27 protein-coding genes (1 of these 27 only partly in view) are annotated in these 17391 nt (G+C 50.0%); 25 read left to right on the top strand and 2 right to left on the bottom strand.

Annotated features, from left to right (window positions below):
- The first annotated feature begins 13 nt into the window (after positions 1 to 13).
- The 23 genes from rpsH (at position 14) to NSQ80_RS18460 (ending at position 14738) form a co-directional block, all read left to right on the top strand.
- Positions 14 to 412 carry a 30S ribosomal protein S8 gene (gene rpsH / locus NSQ80_RS18570; protein ID WP_009226652.1) on the top strand — a complete coding sequence of 133 codons (399 nt, stop codon included), beginning with the start codon at positions 14 to 16 and terminating at the stop codon, positions 410 to 412.
- A gap of 30 nt (positions 413 to 442) precedes the next feature.
- Positions 443 to 985, top strand: a complete 543-nt coding sequence (gene rplF / locus NSQ80_RS18565) for a 50S ribosomal protein L6 (RefSeq protein WP_009226653.1) — start codon at positions 443 to 445, stop codon at positions 983 to 985.
- Positions 986 to 1069: 84 nt separating this feature from the next.
- On the top strand, positions 1070 to 1438 hold the full coding sequence (gene rplR, locus NSQ80_RS18560) for a 50S ribosomal protein L18 (RefSeq protein ID WP_028539490.1): 369 nt from the start codon (positions 1070 to 1072) through the stop codon (positions 1436 to 1438).
- 28 nt (positions 1439 to 1466) lie between these two features.
- A complete protein-coding gene (gene rpsE / locus NSQ80_RS18555) occupies positions 1467 to 1964 on the top strand; it encodes a 30S ribosomal protein S5 (RefSeq protein WP_009226655.1) in 498 nt (165 codons plus the stop codon).
- Between the two features lie 12 nt (positions 1965 to 1976).
- Positions 1977 to 2162, top strand: a complete 186-nt coding sequence (gene rpmD / locus NSQ80_RS18550) for a 50S ribosomal protein L30 (protein ID WP_009226656.1) — start codon at positions 1977 to 1979, stop codon at positions 2160 to 2162.
- A 53-nt stretch (positions 2163 to 2215) separates the two neighbouring features.
- On the top strand, positions 2216 to 2656 hold the full coding sequence (gene rplO / locus NSQ80_RS18545; RefSeq protein WP_009226657.1) for a 50S ribosomal protein L15: 441 nt from the start codon (positions 2216 to 2218) through the stop codon (positions 2654 to 2656).
- A complete protein-coding gene (gene secY, locus NSQ80_RS18540; RefSeq protein WP_339300301.1) occupies positions 2656 to 3957 on the top strand; it encodes a preprotein translocase subunit SecY in 1302 nt (433 codons plus the stop codon). The genes rplO and secY overlap by 1 nt, the downstream gene beginning before the upstream one ends.
- 98 nt (positions 3958 to 4055) lie before the next feature.
- Complete coding sequence (locus NSQ80_RS18535) at positions 4056 to 4700, top strand: adenylate kinase (protein ID WP_016310721.1); 645 nt, start codon at positions 4056 to 4058, stop codon at positions 4698 to 4700.
- 5 nt (positions 4701 to 4705) lie between these two features.
- Complete coding sequence (map, locus tag NSQ80_RS18530; RefSeq protein WP_009226660.1) at positions 4706 to 5458, top strand: type I methionyl aminopeptidase; 753 nt, start codon at positions 4706 to 4708, stop codon at positions 5456 to 5458.
- A gap of 3 nt (positions 5459 to 5461) precedes the next feature.
- Entirely contained in the window at positions 5462 to 5776 is a 315-nt protein-coding gene (locus NSQ80_RS18525) for a KOW domain-containing RNA-binding protein (protein WP_009226661.1), read from the top strand.
- A 2-nt stretch (positions 5777 to 5778) separates the two neighbouring features.
- Positions 5779 to 5994: a translation initiation factor IF-1 gene (infA, locus tag NSQ80_RS18520; protein WP_007132547.1), complete on the top strand. Its 216-nt coding sequence runs from the start codon at positions 5779 to 5781 to the stop codon at positions 5992 to 5994.
- A 165-nt stretch (positions 5995 to 6159) separates the two neighbouring features.
- A complete protein-coding gene (rpmJ, locus tag NSQ80_RS18515) occupies positions 6160 to 6273 on the top strand; it encodes a 50S ribosomal protein L36 (RefSeq protein ID WP_003333770.1) in 114 nt (37 codons plus the stop codon).
- Positions 6274 to 6294: 21 nt separating this feature from the next.
- Complete coding sequence (gene rpsM, locus NSQ80_RS18510; RefSeq protein ID WP_009226662.1) at positions 6295 to 6663, top strand: 30S ribosomal protein S13; 369 nt, start codon at positions 6295 to 6297, stop codon at positions 6661 to 6663.
- Positions 6664 to 6682: 19 nt separating this feature from the next.
- A complete protein-coding gene (gene rpsK, locus NSQ80_RS18505; RefSeq protein ID WP_009226663.1) occupies positions 6683 to 7078 on the top strand; it encodes a 30S ribosomal protein S11 in 396 nt (131 codons plus the stop codon).
- Between the two features lie 132 nt (positions 7079 to 7210).
- Positions 7211 to 8155, top strand: coding sequence for a DNA-directed RNA polymerase subunit alpha (locus NSQ80_RS18500; RefSeq protein ID WP_009226664.1), 945 nt, complete (start codon positions 7211 to 7213; stop codon positions 8153 to 8155).
- Between the two features lie 37 nt (positions 8156 to 8192).
- Positions 8193 to 8558: a 50S ribosomal protein L17 gene (gene rplQ, locus NSQ80_RS18495; RefSeq protein ID WP_009226665.1), complete on the top strand. Its 366-nt coding sequence runs from the start codon at positions 8193 to 8195 to the stop codon at positions 8556 to 8558.
- Positions 8559 to 8672: 114 nt separating this feature from the next.
- On the top strand, positions 8673 to 9458 hold the full coding sequence (truA, locus tag NSQ80_RS18490) for a tRNA pseudouridine(38-40) synthase TruA (protein WP_009226666.1): 786 nt from the start codon (positions 8673 to 8675) through the stop codon (positions 9456 to 9458).
- 273 nt (positions 9459 to 9731) lie between these two features.
- Complete coding sequence (rplM, locus tag NSQ80_RS18485) at positions 9732 to 10169, top strand: 50S ribosomal protein L13 (protein WP_009226667.1); 438 nt, start codon at positions 9732 to 9734, stop codon at positions 10167 to 10169.
- Positions 10170 to 10189: 20 nt separating this feature from the next.
- A complete protein-coding gene (gene rpsI, locus NSQ80_RS18480; protein WP_009226668.1) occupies positions 10190 to 10582 on the top strand; it encodes a 30S ribosomal protein S9 in 393 nt (130 codons plus the stop codon).
- Positions 10583 to 10791: 209 nt separating this feature from the next.
- Positions 10792 to 11484, top strand: coding sequence for a phosphoadenylyl-sulfate reductase (locus NSQ80_RS18475; protein ID WP_009226669.1), 693 nt, complete (start codon positions 10792 to 10794; stop codon positions 11482 to 11484).
- Between the two features lie 39 nt (positions 11485 to 11523).
- Positions 11524 to 12696 carry a sulfate adenylyltransferase gene (gene sat, locus NSQ80_RS18470; protein WP_323077808.1) on the top strand — a complete coding sequence of 391 codons (1173 nt, stop codon included), beginning with the start codon at positions 11524 to 11526 and terminating at the stop codon, positions 12694 to 12696.
- A 93-nt stretch (positions 12697 to 12789) separates the two neighbouring features.
- Positions 12790 to 13560, top strand: coding sequence for an N-acetylmuramoyl-L-alanine amidase CwlD (cwlD, locus tag NSQ80_RS18465; protein ID WP_339300296.1), 771 nt, complete (start codon positions 12790 to 12792; stop codon positions 13558 to 13560).
- Between the two features lie 62 nt (positions 13561 to 13622).
- Positions 13623 to 14738, top strand: coding sequence for an Mrp/NBP35 family ATP-binding protein (locus tag NSQ80_RS18460; RefSeq protein ID WP_085279067.1), 1116 nt, complete (start codon positions 13623 to 13625; stop codon positions 14736 to 14738).
- A 52-nt stretch (positions 14739 to 14790) separates the two neighbouring features.
- Here the strand turns inward: NSQ80_RS18460 and gerD are convergent, their stop codons facing one another.
- Positions 14791 to 15585: a spore germination lipoprotein GerD gene (gerD, locus tag NSQ80_RS18455; protein ID WP_339300294.1), complete on the bottom strand. Its 795-nt coding sequence runs from the start codon at positions 15583 to 15585 to the stop codon at positions 14791 to 14793.
- 138 nt (positions 15586 to 15723) lie between these two features.
- Here gerD and NSQ80_RS18450 point away from each other — a divergent pair, with 138 nt between their 5' ends.
- Positions 15724 to 16332, top strand: a complete 609-nt coding sequence (locus NSQ80_RS18450) for a KinB-signaling pathway activation protein (RefSeq protein ID WP_339300292.1) — start codon at positions 15724 to 15726, stop codon at positions 16330 to 16332.
- A gap of 21 nt (positions 16333 to 16353) precedes the next feature.
- On the opposite strand, the gene pdaB is transcribed toward NSQ80_RS18450, so the two are convergent.
- Complete coding sequence (pdaB, locus tag NSQ80_RS18445; RefSeq protein ID WP_339300290.1) at positions 16354 to 17163, bottom strand: polysaccharide deacetylase family sporulation protein PdaB; 810 nt, start codon at positions 17161 to 17163, stop codon at positions 16354 to 16356.
- Between the two features lie 123 nt (positions 17164 to 17286).
- Here pdaB and NSQ80_RS18440 point away from each other — a divergent pair, with 123 nt between their 5' ends.
- On the top strand, positions 17287 to 17391 hold the 5' portion of the coding sequence (locus NSQ80_RS18440) for a stage II sporulation protein M (protein ID WP_085170594.1). Its footprint extends 510 nt past the window's final position; only the first 105 of its 615 coding nucleotides appear in the window; it begins with the start codon at positions 17287 to 17289; its stop codon lies beyond the right edge, outside the window.

Below are 17391 nucleotides of genomic sequence, written 5' to 3'. Positions count from 1 at the left end.
GAGGTTTACACGTATGACTATGTCAGATCCAATTGCAGATATGCTTACTCGTATTCGTAACGCCAACACGGTGCGTCACGAGACGGTTGAACTGCCTGCGTCCACGATCAAGAAACAAATCGCTGAGATCCTGAAGCGTGAAGGTTTCATCCGTGACGCTGAATATATCGATGATAACAAACAAGGGATCATCCGTATTTTCCTGAAATACGGCCCGAACAACGAACGCGTTATCTCTGGACTTAAGAGAATCAGTAAACCAGGCCTTCGCGTGTACACGAAAAGCAATGAAATTCCTCGTGTCCTCGGCGGCTTGGGTATCGCGATTATCTCCACTTCCAAAGGTGTCATGACTGACAAGGAAGCTCGTCAGTCCAAAGCCGGCGGCGAAGTCCTCTGCTACGTTTGGTAATTTACGTCTTATAACAAGGAGGTGCAATACATGTCTCGTATTGGTCGCAAACCAATCACAGTACCAAGTGGTGTGGATGTCACACTTGATAATAGCGTCATTACAGTTAAAGGTCCGAAAGGTACTTTGACTCGTGAGCTTCACAAGGACATCAAGGTAACGGTTGAAGGTAACGTCATTACCGTTGAACGTCCTTCTGACAATAAATTACATCGTTCCCTGCATGGCACGACCCGTTCCGTTGTCAGCAACATGGTCAGCGGGGTAACGGAAGGTTTCTCCAAATCGCTCGAGCTGGTTGGTGTCGGTTACCGCGCAAGCTTGTCCGGCAAAAAACTGGTTCTGAACGTTGGTTACTCCCATCCGGTAGAAATTACGCCGGAAGAGGGCATCGAATTCGAAGTACCTTCGAATACGAAGATCATCGTTAAAGGGATCAATAAAGAACGCGTAGGCGAATATGCCGCTAAAATTCGTTCTGTCCGTGAGCCTGAGCCATATAAAGGCAAAGGGATCAAGTATGAAGGCGAACGCATTATTCGCAAGGAAGGTAAAGCCGGTAAGAAGAAATAAGTTTCTTCTTAACGTGCCTAGCCTTCTGGCGTCTTGAAACGAAATGTCCGATAGCGGTAAACCGAAGGGAGTGAAATGGAAGTCATGATTACAAAAGCTGATAAGAACAAAGCACGTCTGAAAAGACATCTGCGTGTACGTAAGAAAGTCCAAGGAACGGCAGCTCGTCCAAGACTGAACGTATACCGTTCTTCCAAACATATCTACGCTCAACTGATCGACGACGTAGCAGGCGTAACGGTGGCTAGCGCATCGACGGTCGATAAAGAACTGAGCGGTTCGATCGGTAACGGCGGCAACGTGGAATCCGCTCGTAAAGTGGGCGAATTGATCGCAAAACGCGCACAAGCGAAAGGATACAAGAGCGTTGTTTTTGACCGTGGAGGATATCTGTACCATGGACGGATTCAGGCGCTGGCTGACGCAGCCCGCGAAGCAGGCCTGGAATTCTAAAAATCATCACTAAAAGGAGGTTAACGACTTGCGTGTAGATCCGAACACTTTAGAACTGACAGAAAGAGTTGTAAACATTAACCGCGTAGCTAAAGTAGTTAAAGGCGGACGCCGTTTCAGCTTCAGTGCACTCGTGGTTGTCGGCGACGGCAAAGGCTGGGTTGGCGCTGGGATCGGTAAGGCAGGCGAAGTACCTGACGCGATCCGTAAAGGCATTGAAGATGCGAAGAAAAATCTTGTGCATGTTCCGCTCGTAGGTACTACGATCCCTCACCAAGTAATCGGGCATTTCGGAGCTGGCCGCGTTCTGTTGAAACCGGCATCCGAAGGTACCGGGGTTATCGCCGGCGGTCCAGTTCGTGCGGTTCTTGAACTGGCTGGCGTAGGCGACATTTTGACTAAATCTTTGGGTTCTTCGAATTCCATCAACATGGTCAACGCGACTTTGGAGGGCTTGTCCCGTCTGAAACGTGCTGAGGATGTTGCGAAATTGCGCGGTAAAACCGTCGAAGAACTTCTCGGTTAAGGAGGGAATCTCATGGCTAAACTGCAAATTACCCTCGTGCGTAGTTTGATCGGTCGTCCGGAGAACCAACGTACTACCGTGAAAACCTTGGGTCTTCGCAAAATTAACCAATCTGTTGTTCACAACGATAACCCAGCCATTCGCGGCATGGTGAATCAAGTGAGCCACCTGGTTTCGGTTAAAGAAATCGAAGGCTAAGGATAGCGTAAGCTTATTAATTGCCAACAATAAATAAGGAGGTGCAACGAACGATGAAGTTACATGAGCTTTCCCCAGCTCCTGGTTCCCGCCACACGCGCAAACGTGTCGGCCGCGGTACAGGCAGCGGTATGGGTAAAACATCTACTCGCGGTCACAAAGGTCAAAACGCTCGTTCCGGCGGTGGTGTGCGTCCGGGCTTCGAAGGCGGTCAAAACCCGCTGTATCGTCGCTTGCCAAAACGCGGGTTCATCAATCCGACGCGGAAAGAGTATGCGATTGTGAACATCGAAGATTTGAACAACTTTGCGGCGGATACGGAAGTAACTCCTGAGCTGTTGTTTGAACAAGGAATCGTGAAAGACGCGAAGAGCGGCATCAAGATTCTCGGCAACGGTGAAGTTACTGTCAAACTGACAGTTAAAGCGAATAAGTTCTCCCAATCTGCGGTAGAGAAAATCGAGGCTGCCGGCGGTAAAACCGAGGTGATCTAATGTTTAAAACCATTAAGAACATATGGCATGTTCAAGACCTTCGCAACCGCATCTTGTTTACGTTGTTTATCTTCCTCATTTACCGGATCGGTTCCTTCGTTCCGGTTCCGGGCGTTAATAAAGAGGTCTTTGAGGCGACAAACAACGCAGCAGGAAACAACTTGTTAGGGCTCTTGAACACCTTCTCGGGCGGCGCCCTGAAGAACTTCTCGATCTTTGCCCTCGGGATCATGCCTTATATCACGGCTTCCATCATCGTACAGCTCTTGTCGATGGACGTCATTCCGAAATTTGCGGAATGGGCTAAGCAAGGGGAACACGGTAAGAAGAAAATGGCCCAAGTGACCCGTTACGGAACGGTCATTTTGGCCCTCATTCAGGCGTTTGCTACGTCGATTGGTTTTAACCGTTTGTACGGAACGGAAATGGTGCCGAACGCAACCTTTGGCGACTATCTCGTGATCGCCATCGTGTTGACAGCCGGTACTTCTTTCCTGATGTGGTTAGGTGAGCAGATTACCGAAAGAGGGATTGGTAACGGGATCTCGCTGATTATCTTTGCCGGGATCGTTGCCTCCATCCCTACGCACATTACGACGATTGCGCAATCGGATTTTATCATTGAAGGCCAGCCTTTCATCAATGTGGTGAAATCCATCGCGATTTTCTTGGTGTGCATCTTGATCGTCATCGGTGTTATCTACGTACAACAAGCGATCCGGAAAATCCCGGTCCAATACGCAAAGCGTGTGGTAGGTAACAAAATGTATGGCGGGCAGAATACGCATATTCCGCTCAAGATCAACGCTGCCGGCGTGATTCCGGTCATTTTTGCAGTTTCCTTGCTGCAATTCCCGGTCGTGATCGCCAGCTTCTGGTCGACGCACGCTTGGGCGCAGTGGATTACGACCCATTTGTCTACCAACCGTCCGCTTGGGATGGTGCTTTATGTGATCATGATCATCGGCTTTACGTTCTTCTATACGTTCGTGCAGATGAACCCGCAGCAGATGGCTGAGAACATGAAGAAAAACGGCGGCTACATTCCAGGGATCCGTCCTGGTAAAGCGACGGAAACCTATTTGACTCGGGTGTTAACCCGTTTGACGATGACCGGTGCGCTTTTCCTTGCTGCCATCTCCATTCTCCCTATGGGATTGGGGGCTATCGCAGGGTTGCCAAGCACGGTCTTGATCGGCGGTACATCGATCCTCATCGTGATCGGCGTTGCGCTGGATACGATGAAGACGATTGAAGGCCAATTGATCAAACGTCACTATAAAGGTTTTATCAATAAATAGTCGGTAGGTACCAGGAACAGAGGACGTGCAAACGTCCTTGCCTGGCACCTAACTGAGCTATTTCTTGTTGTAGAGAAGTGTTGGAGGGAGTGAGAAACATGAACCTACTATTCATGGGGCCTCCCGGAGCAGGAAAAGGAACACAAGCCGAGACAATCGTTAACGAATTCGGTATTCCTCATATCTCTACCGGCGACGCATTTCGCCTGGCAATCAAACAGGGAACACCTGTGGGGATGAAAGCGAAGGAATATATGGATCAGGGACTGCTCGTGCCTGATGATGTGACAGTGGGGATCGTTCGCGAACGCTTGCAGCAGCCCGATTGCGAAAAAGGTTTCTTATTGGACGGTTTTCCAAGAACCCTTTCGCAAGCGGAATCGCTGGATGAGCTGCTTGATAGCATGGGTCGCAAGCTGGACCACGTCATCAACCTGAAAGTGGACCGGAACAAGCTGCTGGCGCGGCTGACGGGACGCCGGATTTGCAAATCCTGCGGCGCCACTTATCATGTGATCTTTAATCCTCCGGGGCAGGAAGGTGTTTGTGATAAATGCGGCGGCGAGTTATACCAACGCTCGGATGATAACGAAGAGAGCGTAGGAACTCGTTTGGACGAATATATCAACAAAACCGCACCGCTTCTGAAGTTCTATGAAGATAAAGGCCTGTTGCGTCAGGTAGATGGTGAACAGGAAATCGATGCGGTTTCGAAGGAAATCGTGTCACTACTGCGAGGTTAGGTGTAATGATCATTTGTAAATCCGAAACGGAACTAGGCTTTATGCGAGAAGCTGGGCGGATCGTCGCGGAAACGCACAGGCTCATGGCCCAAGCGATTGAGCCTGGAATTACGACGGGAGAACTCGATCAACTCGCCGATAAATACATTCGCAGTCAGGGCGCCGTGCCGTCCTTTAAAGGTTACAACGGTTTTCCTTACAGCATTTGCGCTTCGGTCAACGAAGAATTGGTACACGGATTTCCCGGCAAACGCAAATTGAACGAAGGCGATATCATTACATTGGATATCGGCGCGGAGTACCGTGGTTTCCATGGGGACTCGGCGTGGACGTATCCGGTAGGTAAAATTTCGGAGGAAGCCAAGCGACTCTTGGAGGTCACCGAAGGTTCCTTGTATGCGGGCCTTGCGCTCGTTAAACCGGATGTTCGATTGTACACGATCTCGCATGCAATTCAGCAATTCATCGAAGCTGCCGGTTTTTCCGTCGTTCGGGAATATGTGGGTCATGGCATTGGCGCGAGCTTACATGAAGAACCGCAAATTCCGAATTATGGTTTGCCCGACCGGGGCCCGCGGCTTAAGCCGGGGATGGTCCTGGCGATCGAACCGATGGTTAACATGGGGAAGCGATATGTTAAAACGCTGGAAGACAACTGGACAGTGGTTACGGTGGATGGCTCGTTGTGCGCTCACTTTGAGCATACGGTAGCTGTTACACCGGACGGGATGGAAATTTTCACGAAGCTGGATGCGTAGGTGATGAACGTGAAAGAGCGCTCAGCGCCGCAAATCGGTCAGTTGGTGAAAGTTCTCAAAGGCAGGGATGCCGGTGCGATTTATGTGATTGTCGGGATTCTGGACGACAAATTCGTCTGGATCGCGGACGGAAACAAACGGAAGTTTGATGGACCCAAACGTAAAAATGCCCAGCATCTTGAACTACTGCCCATAGTTAGCAGCGAGGTTGTTCATAGTTTGCAGGAAAGCGGACGGGTGACGAACGGGAAACTGCGGCATGCAGTTCTTGCTTATCAGAAGTCCGCCAATTCTATGGCTGAAGAGAAAGGAGACTGACTGTGGCTAAAGAAGATGTCATTGAAGTCGAAGGTACGGTCATTGAACCGTTGCCGAATGCAACCTTTAGAGTAGAGTTGGAGAATGGTCATCAAATTCTCGCTCACGTTTCCGGTAAGTTGCGGATGCACTTTATCCGCATTTTGACGGGAGACAAAGTGGTCGTTCAGCTTTCGCCATATGATTTGACGAAAGGCCGGATCACTTACCGCAAATAGACTATACCCATTACGGTAAAGTTGTGGTACAATATTCAGGTTGAGTTGTTTCAGAGAGTAGTTTATGATTAGAATGCGTGCGATTGGATTTTTGCTTTCGCAAAATAAGAACGTATGCTTTCGATCCCAGTTTTACTTCTGTAAAACTTTTAGGAGGTAATCAGCATGAAGGTAAGACCTTCTGTAAAGCCGATTTGCGAAAAATGCAAAGTCATTCGTCGCAAAGGCAATGTCATGGTGATTTGCGAAAATCCGAAACACAAACAAAAACAAGGTTAATTGAAGGGGGTGTAGCGTAAAATGGCACGTATTGCTGGTGTGGATTTGCCACGTGATAAACGCGTTGAGATCGCCTTAACTTACATTTTCGGAATCGGTAAAACGACTTCCCAGAAAATCCTGAAAACAACAGGCATCAATCCGGACACTCGTGTTCGTGATTTGACGGAAGATGAGGTTAGCAAACTACGCGAAACGATCGACAAAACGGTCAAGGTTGAAGGTGACCTGCGTCGTGAAATTTCCTTAAATATTAAACGTTTGATCGAAATTGGCTGCTACCGCGGAGTGCGTCATCGTCGCGGCTTGCCGGTTCGCGGACAACGTACGAAAACGAATGCCCGTACTCGTAAGGGTCCTCGTCGTACTGTAGCGAACAAGAAGAAATAAGAAGGGGGGATAACAGACAATGGCTAAACCAAAGAAAGTCGTACGTACGAAACGTCGTGACCGGAAAAATATTGAATCTGGTGTGGCTCATATCCGCTCCACGTTCAATAACACGATCGTCACCATTACGGATCCACACGGTAACGCGATTTCCTGGGCGAGCTCCGGCGGTCTTGGATTCAAAGGTTCCCGTAAGTCGACTCCGTTTGCTGCGCAAATGGCTGCTGAATCTGCTGCCAAAGCTGCGATGGAACATGGCATGAAAACCGTTGAGGTTATGGTTAAAGGCCCTGGTGCCGGCCGTGAGGCCGCTATCCGCTCCTTGCAAGCGGCAGGCCTTGAAGTCAACATGATCAAAGACGTTACTCCAATTCCTCATAACGGCTGCCGTCCTCCAAAACGCCGCCGCGTTTAATGAAGCCGCGCTGAAGCCGTGGTATAACACCAGCGTCAATTGGGAACAATGGATGTTTAGGCATACTACGTTACGAACTTCAGCACCTTAGGCAGATTGAAAGGAACGACGTTTTGAAGGAGGGGTACTTTCGTGATAGAAATCGAAAAGCCAAAAATCGAGACCGTAGAAGTTAACGATGAAGGCACCTATGGGAAATTTGTAGTAGAACCACTTGAACGTGGGTATGGCACCACACTGGGCAACTCGCTTCGCCGGATTTTGCTCTCTTCTCTGCCGGGTGCTGCGGTAACCTCGGTCCAAATCGATGGAGTTCTGCATGAATTCGCGACCGTACCGGGCGTTATGGAGGACGTTACGGAGATCATCCTGAACCTGAAAGCACTCTCGCTGAAAATTCATTCGGATGAGGAGAAGATCCTCGAAATCGATGCAGAAGGCGAAGGCGTTGTTACGGCAGGAGATATCCGTGCGGACAGCGATGTGGAAATTTTGAATACGGATCTGCATATTGCTACGCTTGAACCGGGTTCGAGACTTCACATGCGCATCTACGCAGGCCGCGGACGTGGTTACGTTCAGGCAGATCGAAATAAACGAGATGATCAACCGATCGGTGTCATTCCCGTCGATTCGATCTATACCCCGATTACTCGGGTCAATTACGTGGTAGAGAATACCCGGGTTGGCCAAGTGACCAACTACGACAAGCTTACGCTTGAAGTGTGGACCGATGGCAGTATCAGACCTGAAGAAGCGGTAAGCCTCGGCGCGAAAATTTTGACCGAGCATCTCTTCTTGTTCGTAGGCCTTACGGACGAAGCGAAAGACGCGGAAATCATGGTCGAGAAGGAAGAAGACAAGAAAGAAAAAGTGCTTGAAATGACGATTGAAGAGCTTGATCTCTCCGTTCGTTCCTATAACTGCCTCAAACGTGCCGGTATCAATACGGTACAAGAGCTTACGACGAAAACCGAAGAAGATATGATGAAGGTACGTAACCTTGGTCGCAAATCTTTGGAGGAAGTTCAAGAGAAGCTCCAAGAGTTAGGTTTGGGATTGCGCACTGAAGAATAAGTTGACTTGAATCGTTCTAGCGAAGGAGGGAAAACTCATGGCATACCAAAAGTTGGGCCGCGATTCCAGCGCACGTAAAGCATTGTTCCGTGACCTGGTAACCGACCTGTTCTTATACGAACGCATCCAAACGACGGAAGCGAAGGCGAAAGAAGTTCGTTCGATCGCTGAGAAGCTGATCACCAAGGCAAAACGTGGTGACCTGCATGCCCGTCGTCAAGTGGCAGCTTACGTTCGTCGCGAATCGATCGATGGCGAGCAGGATGCAATCCAAAAGCTGTTCACCGAACTGGCAACTCGTTATTCCAGCCGTCCAGGCGGATACACTCGTATCCTGAAGCTGGGACCTCGCCGCGGCGACGCTGCTCCTATGGTTTATCTGGAACTGGTAGATCGCGCGTAATTCGGGGATTCCCCAATCTAGCGTGTAAAACTCTCTGTCGGCTCGCCTTACGGCTAAGCTTTCGGAGAGTTTTTTTATTGAGAAAATGTGTAGCCTTGAGAAAGGAAGGGACCGATGCGCAACTTGCTGATGACCGTCAGCTATGACGGAACCAACTATTTCGGCTTTCAGACCCAACCGGGCGGAAATACGGTTCAGGATCATATTGAGGGAGCCATCCGCCAATTAACGGGAGAAACGGTGAAAATCCATGGCTCTGGACGAACCGACGCCGGAGTGCATGCCAGGCAGCAGCCATTTCACTTTCACACCGATTCGCGAATTCCCGTGGAACGTTGGTGTTTGGCGCTTAATGCGCGTCTTCCTTCCGATATCCGCGTATTGACGGCTCGGGAGGTCCCTCTGACCTTCCATTCACGGCATTCGGCCAAGCGGAAAACCTACCGCTACACCATTAATACCAACCGATTCCCGGATGTGTTCCAACGGAACTATCAGTTTCATCATCCCGGACAACTCAATGTTGATGCTATGCAGGCAAGTCTGCCGTATTTGGTTGGTACCCACGACTTCACTTCGTTCGCCTCGCGTCAGTCCACGAAGCTAAGCCATGTTCGTACGATATATGATGCCCGGATCGTGGTGGATTCATTAGCAAAAATACCTGGAACAACGGGCCAGGGGATTGTCCATTTTTATGTCACGGGGAGCGGATTCCTGCAGCATATGGTCCGAATCATCGTTGGCACCTTAATCGAGATCGGTGAAGGCAAACGTACGCCTGAATCGATCCAGGCGATTTTGGAGGCGAAAGACCGGACTGCCGCAGGCCCAACGGCCGAGAGCAAAGGGCTGATGCTCTGGAGTGTGGAATACGAAGAAGAAGATTTGTGTGATTGAAGCGGTTGCGGCTGGAAGCTTGATTTTTTCGGGATAACCTTTGAAAAAGGCTTGCGTATTAACTTGGCTTCCTGTAAAATAAAAGTTGTGTTTTCTTGATGGCTATCCCACAGCCCCCAGTCAAGAAAGCCGCTTAAACAAGAATTTTATGCTTGCTAAACATGAATGAAACGATCGAAGATAAATCTGCTGACTTTGGTCAAGCGACCCGAAGAGCATGATCGTGTTCAGCAGGATGAACCATTTCGGACGAATTTGAAGGAGGATCTTTACATGCGTACCACTTATATGGCGAAGCCAGGCGAAGTAGAGCGCAAATGGCACATCATCGATGCCGAAGGCAAAACGCTGGGCCGCTTGGCTAGCGAAGCTGCAGCTCTTATCCGCGGTAAACACAAACCACAATTTACTCCACATGTTGACTGCGGCGACTTTGTGATCGTCATCAACGCGGAGAAAATCGCCCTGACCGGCAAAAAGCTCGATAACAAAAAATATTATCGTCATTCCCTTCATCCGGGCGGTTTGAAAGTGACTGTTGCCAAGGATTTGCTGAGAACGAAACCTGAACGTGTAATTGAGTCCGCCGTTCACGGCATGCTGCCTAAAACTCGCCTTGGCGAGAAAATGAAGCTGAGACTGAAAGCTTACGCGGGCACTGAGCATCCACATGCGGCACAAAAACCTGAAGTTTACGAACTTCGCGGATAATTAAAAGGGAGGACAGTTTCATGGCACAAGTACAATACTATGGGACAGGTCGTCGTAAACATTCGGTAGCTCGTGTTCGCCTTGTACCGGGTGAAGGACGCATTGTCATCAATAAACGCGACATCAACGATTATTTTGGTCTGGAAACGCTGAAGCTGATCGTAAAACAACCGCTGACTTTGACGGAAACGCTGGGTAACTACGACGTTATCGTCATCGCTCATGGCGGCGGTATCTCCGGTCAAGCTGGCGCAATCCGCCACGGGATTTCCCGTGCACTGCTCAAAGCAGATCCGGAACTCCGTCCTGCATTGAAGAAAGCAGGCTTCTTGACGCGTGACCCACGGATGAAAGAACGGAAGAAATACGGCCTCAAAGCAGCTCGCCGTGCTCCTCAGTTCTCGAAACGTTAATCTTTATATTGCATACGAAAGTCCCTTTCCGTTTTGGAAAGGGGCTTTTTTGCGTTTATATTGAAGGTTTCTTCGGACTTTTTTTCATTTTGGATTTTTTAGTATTGACTTCTAGGGGGAATGCCATATACTTTTAAATATAATTCAAATCTGATTAGTTGGAATAATCGTATGCCTTGTTTAACCTGATGCGGGAGGTCTGAAGAAAAGTGAATTTATTGGAAAAAGAGCAGTTAATTGCGGCCAGGGCCGAGGAATTTGAGTCGTTATCCCCCCAAGAAATCCTCGCCTGGGCGGTAGAGACGTTTCCGAATATCGCCTTTGCCTGCAGCTTTGGGGCTGAGGATGTCGTTTTGGTCGATATGCTGCAGCAAATCAGCCCGTCTACCGACATTTTTTACTTAGACACGGATTTTCATTTTAAAGAGACTTATGAGACGCGGGACGCGATTGCGGCCAAATACGGACTGGAATTTGTACGGGTATCCCCTACGTTAACGCCGGAGGAACAGGCGCAGAAGTATGGGGAGGAACTGTGGAAGTCGGATCCTAACGCTTGCTGCAACCTGCGTAAGGTTGAGCCGCTGACGCGGGTGTTGGGCCGCTACGAGGCATGGATCACAGGGATTCGCCGCGACCAGGCGCCAACCCGGGCAAATGCGAAGAAAATTGAATACGACACTAAGTTTGGTCTGGTGAAGTTTAATCCTATCGCCAACTGGACCTCGGACGATGTATGGAACTACATTCGCGAGCATCAGCTCATTTATAATCCTTTGCACGACCGCAATTATCCTAGCATTGGCTGCGAACATTGTACCCGTCCGGTAATGCCAGGAGAAGATCCACGCGCAGGACGCTGGTCTGGAACGGAAAAGACGGAATGCGGACTACATCAATAAACGGTGAGGAGAAAAAAATCAGAAGTGGGGGAGATACGGGTGACGTCAATATTACCGCATGGTGGGAGCCTGATTAACCGGGTTGTGACCGGACCACAACGAGAAAGCCTCCTGGAACAGGCGAAGGGCCTTCCGGCCATTCTCATTAATAACTGGACGATTTCGGACCTGGACCTCATTGGGGTGGGGGCATTTTCGCCATTAACCGGGTTTATGAACGAAGACGATTATCGGTCGGTTGTCGATCGCATGAGGCTGGCTGACGGAACGGTATGGAGCATCCCGATTACCCTCTCCGTAGCCCGGGTACAAGCGGAAAGCCTGGAAATTGGAGAACAGGTCGCGTTGGTTGGTGAGCAGGACGGCGTTGTTTACGGTCTGCTTGAGATTGGCAGTATCTATTCCGTTGATCAGGCAGAGGAAGCACGCAAAGTGTTCAAAACCGATGATCCTGCACATCCCGGAGTGAAGAAGCTGCTGGAACGTTCGCCTTACTACGTTGGCGGTTCGATTCAGGTGTTGAACCGGCCCGAACCGGCGCGGTTTAAGGAGTTTTATTTTGATCCGGCGGAGACGCGGCGGATCTTTGCTGAGAAGGGTTGGAGAACGGTGGTCGGGTTCCAGACCCGCAATCCGGTTCACCGGGCACATGAATATATTCAGAAGAGTGCGATGGAAATCGTGGATGCGTTATTCCTGAATCCGCTGGTTGGCGAGACAAAATCGGACGACGTACCGGCAGATGTTCGGATGAAGAGCTATTTGACTCTGCTGAAACACTACTATCCCGCAAATCGCACGTTTCTAGGGGTGTTCCCGGCAGCCATGCGGTATGCCGGACCACGTGAAGCGATTTTCCATGCGATGGTTCGCAAAAATTACGGATGTACGCATTTTATCGTAGGCCGCGATCATGCGGGGGTTGGCGATTACTACGGCACGTATGAGGCCCAAGAAATTTTCTCGAACTTCACGCCCGAGGAGCTGGGCATCACGCCGCTGTTCTTTGAACACAGCTTCTTCTGTACGAAATGCGGGAATATGGCTTCCAGCAAGACCTGCCCGCATCCGAAAGAGGATCATCTGACCTTGTCCGGCACGAAGGTTCGCGGCTTGTTGCGCGATGGGATTTGTCCGCCGCCGGAATTTACCCGGCCGGAGGTTGCGGAGGTCCTGATCGAAGGTATGAAGCAACAGGTGCAACCCACTTAAATCACAGGTTAGCCTAATCCGATAAGAGTCATATTTGTCCACCTTGTCCCATATCATGAGTAATGTCATGAAGGGAGAAAGGTGGCTTTTTTTATGCGCGATCGAGATAAGGTGACGTTATGGATTACTCTGAACCACATCAAAATAGCGCTGATCGGCGTGGGTCTGGCTGCCGTGATCCTTGGGTTGGCCTTCTACCGAGTGCCGGCGCAGAAAGCCTGGAATTATTGGAGCCTCCCGCTGGCGGGTCAAGTGATCGCCCTGGATGCTGGCCATGGCGGACCGGATGGCGGAGCCAGCAGTAAGCAGGGGCTGATCGAGAAAGACATCAATCTCGCCGTCTCTTTGTACCTGCGCGATTATTTGCAGCAGGCGGGTGCGGTGGTTGTCATGACCCGCGAGGAGGACAAGGACCTGGCCGCGGCGGACACGAAGGGCTACAGCAAACGGAAGACCGAGGATTTAATGACACGGGTCCGCTTTATTGAGGAACAGCAGGCCGATCTGCTCGTGAGTATACACATGAACAGCATTCCTTCGCCGCGCTGGCGAGGCGCACAAACGTTCTATTATCCCAATCATGCAGATAACGCCAACTTGGCTGCGCTCGTACAGGAAGAGCTTCGACGGAATCTGGAGAACACCGACCGGGTAGCGAATCGTTCGGATAAGAAAGTGTATTTGCTTGAAGCGATGAAGATTCCGGCTGTCCTGGTGGAGGTCGGGTTCCTATCGAACCCAGAGGAAGCGGGGTTGCTTGGCACGGAATCGTACCAACGGAAAGTAGCTGCTTCCATTTATCAGGGGATCTTGCGATATTATTCTGGAGAAAAGGTACAAACCCCGGCAGAGGATGTCAGGTAATGATATAATAGAACTAACTATCTTAATAGACCTAACTATCTGATGAAGTCGAGGTGCTGTCAGTGATTACGAAAGAACAGCTTCAGGCAACATTACGCCCGGTTGCAGAACCAACCACAGGTCTCAGTCTAGTCGACCTCCAGTGGATTCGCGATATTATGATCAAGGAAGACCGCGTCTCATTAACCGTCGTTGGCTTTGAGAAAGGCAGTGCAGCACAAGTGGAAGCCGAGCGGGAGATCCGATTTCGTTTATCCGAAGCAGGGGTGAAGGATGTGCATCTTCGCTTCCGTGAAGCTTCGGAGCAGGAGCGTGAGGCCGCGTTTAGCGCGGCTCGTCAACCTTCGGACTCATCTCATGGCCAAAGCAACGAACTGAAGGGGCATGGAGCAGGGTTGGAGGGGCTGCCGATTCTTGATCCAAGATCTGGCGTGCAATTTATTGCTGTTGCCAGCGGTAAGGGGGGAGTAGGCAAATCCACCGTCACGGTGAATTTGGCGGTGGCCCTGGCGCGTCAAGGCAAGAAGGTGGGCTTAATTGACGCCGACATCTATGGCTTTAGCGTTCCCGATATGATGGGGATTGAAGAGGCTCCGGTGGTGGAGAACGGCCAAATCTTACCTGTAGAACGGTTTGGCGTCAAGGTGATGTCGATGGGCTTTTTTATCCAGGACAATAACCCGGTCATTTGGCGGGGCCCGATGCTGGGGAAAATGCTTCGGCAATTTTTCAGCGATGTTCAGTGGGGCGATTTGGATTATATGCTGCTTGATTTTCCGCCGGGTACAGGGGATATCGCCCTTGACGTGCACCAGATGATTCCGCAAAGCAAGGAGATCATCGTCACTACCCCGCATGCTACTGCTGCTTTTGTTGCTGCCCGAGCAGGGGCTATGGCGCTGCGCACGGAACATGAAGTGCTGGGCGTCGTCGAAAATATGGCTTACTACGAGTGCTCCAAATGCGGCGAGAAGGATTATATCTTCGGGCGCGGCGGCGGTGCTCGGTTGGCAGAGTCCTTACATACGGAATTGCTGGCACAATTCCCGCTGGGGGCGCCGGATAACCATCCCTCCGAGCCGGACTTTTCTCCGTCAGTGTACAAAGCAGAGACCCCGGTGGGTCAGCTGTATGACGAACTGGCGCAGCGCATCGTGTTGAAATGCAAAAAAGACTGACCCTTAACGGGTCGGTCTTTTTTTGGGGGGGGGATGAGCGTTAGCTTGCGGCTTAAGAAGATCCACCGCTGCCTTCGCCCTCTTTGCTTTGGCCGCCTTCATCGCCGCTGCCTTCGTTACCGCCGCCTTCGTCCTGCTTAGGCTCTTTTTCCACCTTCGGCTGCAGTTGCTCTTGAACGACGGTTTTCAACAGCTCAAGCACTTCCAATTTGAACAACGGACTTTGCATCGCTTCCTGCATGACCGTCATGGATTGCTTGCGGTAATCCGGCGTCTTGGTTAAATCGAGGAACATCTTCATGACTTCCGGCGATTTCAGGATTTCGCTGATCGATTTCTGATAAGTAGGGTCTTTGATCAGCTGCATATGGAGCTCTTTGCTTTGGGCGTTGATCGCCTTCGCAAAATCCCCGGCAAACTGCGGATCGGTCATGATCTTCTCGATTTCCTTCTTGTATTCCGGGGAAGTAATCGTCTCCTTGACAGCCATACGCACCTCATTGGAGGTTTGGGACGGGAGAATCATCTTCACCCCAAACGTTCCGCCTCCGCTGCTTCCTCCGGATCCGCCCGACCCGGAACCGGAATCAGAACCGGACTCCGAACCGGATTCTGAGCCGCTGCTTCCGCTTCCGCTTTCGCTGCTGCTTGGAGGATTGCTTAACGCCTCATATATAGCCTTTTTACCTTCGTCAGTCTTAAGAATATCGATAACCATCGATTTCGTTTCTTTATATCCCCCACCCTGGGAAGAGGAGGGGGAGCTTTGTTCAGAACCGCAGGCTGCAAGCGGAAGAGTGAATGTACATAAGAAGCATAAAATCCAACGGGTACCCCGCCATTTCATGGTTCCCTTCCTCCTTATCATCATTGCTGAAGTTAGTATGCGGCTTAAAAACGGAAATATCCCAACGAAAAGCTTAAAAACAATGGTTTTTTACCGGGATCGTTGGTAAAATATTTCGTTAGTGGAGGTGGAAGGGGCTTGAACTTAAAAAAGTGGCTTTACTTATTTGGGACAACCTTAGCCGTAGGGGCGGCGGGGTCGCTGATGGTCGGGCTGTTGCTGCAATGGACCGATACCCTGCAATATAAAGGCCTGACCGATATTTTGGTCAATGTCGGGATATTACTTGGCGTTGGCATTATGGTTAGCGTGTATTCCCAAATGGGCTTTTTCGCATATTTAATGATCAATTATATGGGGAACGGTGTCTTCTCCAGAAGAACGTGGCAATATATCCAGTTGGTCTTAACTGCTTTAGCGTTGCTGGAACTCATGTTCTTCCGCATTTTCGTAGGCGGGGAGAAGAACGGGTATTCTGACATAGTCCTTGGCATTGTCATTCTTATTGTGGCTGTGGGGACTGCGTTTTATAAGGCGAAATTGACGAATGCAACTGCCTGGATTCCCACGTTGTTCTTTATGATTGCGGTTACGATTGTAGAGACCGTTGGCGTATTGAAGATTGGGGTCAATTCCGCGACGGCCTGGATTGTTGCGCCATTAGTCGCATGTAATGCATATCAAATCTTAATTCTGCAGCGCGTTCTGAATTCAGGAAGTACAGAAATACCAAAAAGCCCAGCCTAAACTGGGCTTTTTTGCTACAGTTTACAATCCAATTGCGTACTCAAACTGCTTCTTCAGCCACGCTTGATCACGGACTTCGTTGCCTTGAACGCTGGCTTCCTGCAGCAGGTCCGTTACGGTCACAAACTCATAGCCTTTCTTGCGGAGCTCATCGATGATAATCGGCAACGCTTCATGCGTTTGCTTCACCGAATCGCTGGCGTGAAGGAGAACGATATCCCCGGGATGGGCTTTTTTAACGACGCGGTCAACGATGGTTTGAACTCCTTTGTTCATCCAATCCTGAGAGTCCGTATCCCATTGAATGACTTGGTAGCCCTGACTTGCAGCAATTCTAAGCACGCGCTTATCGAAGTCACCGTTTGGAAGCCGCAGCAGCTTAGGAGGTTGGCCTGTTACTTCGGTCAAAATCGTATGTGCGGTTGAAATCTGACGGGCAATTTCCTCGTCGCTCAGGCTGCTGTAATTCGTATGCTTATGCCCGTGGCTTCCAATTTCATAACCTTCCTTCTGAATTGCTTTGACGATGTCTGGATGGGTCTTGCTCCAAGGCGAAGACAGGAAGAAGGTGGCTTTCTGCACATTCTTCTCCTTCAGCACGTTGAGAATCGGCTCGGCCCGCGTATCGCCCCAACTGATATCGAAGGTAAGGGCTATGACTTTTTTGTTCGTGGACACGCTATAAATAGCCGACGGAGCGCTTTCCTCTGAGAATACCGTGACATGGCCCTGCTCCACGTAAATGACGCCGGCAGCAAAGAGGGCCGCAGCGAAGACAAAGAAAAAGCGTTTGATTTTCTTTCCGTTAAGGACATAGAAGAAGTTGTTCATGAACCTTTAAGCCCCTCTCGTTATCAGAATGAAATGATCTGAACTGATCCGCTTGTACAAATGTATGCTTGTTCCACAGCTTTATGACGCTTGGCCGATCATAATTTGAAGGAGATTGATGCAATGTTCTCGATTCGGAAGTTTATCCGCGACTTACGTAAATATAAGAAAGCCATGCTGCTATCGATTTTGATTTTTGCAGCGGGACTAGTTCTGGGGGCAGCAAAT

It is taken from the genome of Paenibacillus sp. FSL K6-2441, from assembly GCF_037964765.1.
Lineage (GTDB): Bacteria > Bacillota > Bacilli > Paenibacillales > Paenibacillaceae > Fontibacillus > Fontibacillus phoenicis.
Note: the sequence above shows the minus strand (reverse complement) of the source record. Positions and strands in the feature narration are given on the sequence as shown.

What these genes read in the sequence shown, in the direction of transcription:
- rpsH (WP_009226652.1), top strand. Translation starts at nt 14, where the DNA reads ATGACTATGTCAGATCCAATTGCAGATATGCTTACTCGTATTCGTAAC.
- rplF (WP_009226653.1), top strand. Translation starts at nt 443, where the DNA reads ATGTCTCGTATTGGTCGCAAACCAATCACAGTACCAAGTGGTGTGGAT.
- rplR (WP_028539490.1), top strand. Translation starts at nt 1,070, where the DNA reads ATGATTACAAAAGCTGATAAGAACAAAGCACGTCTGAAAAGACATCTG.
- rpmD (WP_009226656.1), top strand. Translation starts at nt 1,977, where the DNA reads ATGGCTAAACTGCAAATTACCCTCGTGCGTAGTTTGATCGGTCGTCCG.
- rplO (WP_009226657.1), top strand. Translation starts at nt 2,216, where the DNA reads ATGAAGTTACATGAGCTTTCCCCAGCTCCTGGTTCCCGCCACACGCGC.
- secY (WP_339300301.1), top strand. Translation starts at nt 2,656, where the DNA reads ATGTTTAAAACCATTAAGAACATATGGCATGTTCAAGACCTTCGCAAC.
- NSQ80_RS18535 (WP_016310721.1), top strand. Translation starts at nt 4,056, where the DNA reads ATGAACCTACTATTCATGGGGCCTCCCGGAGCAGGAAAAGGAACACAA.
- map (WP_009226660.1), top strand. Translation starts at nt 4,706, where the DNA reads ATGATCATTTGTAAATCCGAAACGGAACTAGGCTTTATGCGAGAAGCT.
- NSQ80_RS18525 (WP_009226661.1), top strand. Translation starts at nt 5,462, where the DNA reads ATGAACGTGAAAGAGCGCTCAGCGCCGCAAATCGGTCAGTTGGTGAAA.
- rpmJ (WP_003333770.1), top strand. Translation starts at nt 6,160, where the DNA reads ATGAAGGTAAGACCTTCTGTAAAGCCGATTTGCGAAAAATGCAAAGTC.
- rpsM (WP_009226662.1), top strand. Translation starts at nt 6,295, where the DNA reads ATGGCACGTATTGCTGGTGTGGATTTGCCACGTGATAAACGCGTTGAG.
- rpsK (WP_009226663.1), top strand. Translation starts at nt 6,683, where the DNA reads ATGGCTAAACCAAAGAAAGTCGTACGTACGAAACGTCGTGACCGGAAA.
- rplQ (WP_009226665.1), top strand. Translation starts at nt 8,193, where the DNA reads ATGGCATACCAAAAGTTGGGCCGCGATTCCAGCGCACGTAAAGCATTG.
- truA (WP_009226666.1), top strand. Translation starts at nt 8,673, where the DNA reads ATGCGCAACTTGCTGATGACCGTCAGCTATGACGGAACCAACTATTTC.
- rplM (WP_009226667.1), top strand. Translation starts at nt 9,732, where the DNA reads ATGCGTACCACTTATATGGCGAAGCCAGGCGAAGTAGAGCGCAAATGG.
- rpsI (WP_009226668.1), top strand. Translation starts at nt 10,190, where the DNA reads ATGGCACAAGTACAATACTATGGGACAGGTCGTCGTAAACATTCGGTA.
- cwlD (WP_339300296.1), top strand. Translation starts at nt 12,790, where the DNA reads ATGCGCGATCGAGATAAGGTGACGTTATGGATTACTCTGAACCACATC.
- gerD (WP_339300294.1), bottom strand. Translation starts at nt 15,585, where the DNA reads ATGAAATGGCGGGGTACCCGTTGGATTTTATGCTTCTTATGTACATTC.
- pdaB (WP_339300290.1), bottom strand. Translation starts at nt 17,163, where the DNA reads ATGAACAACTTCTTCTATGTCCTTAACGGAAAGAAAATCAAACGCTTT.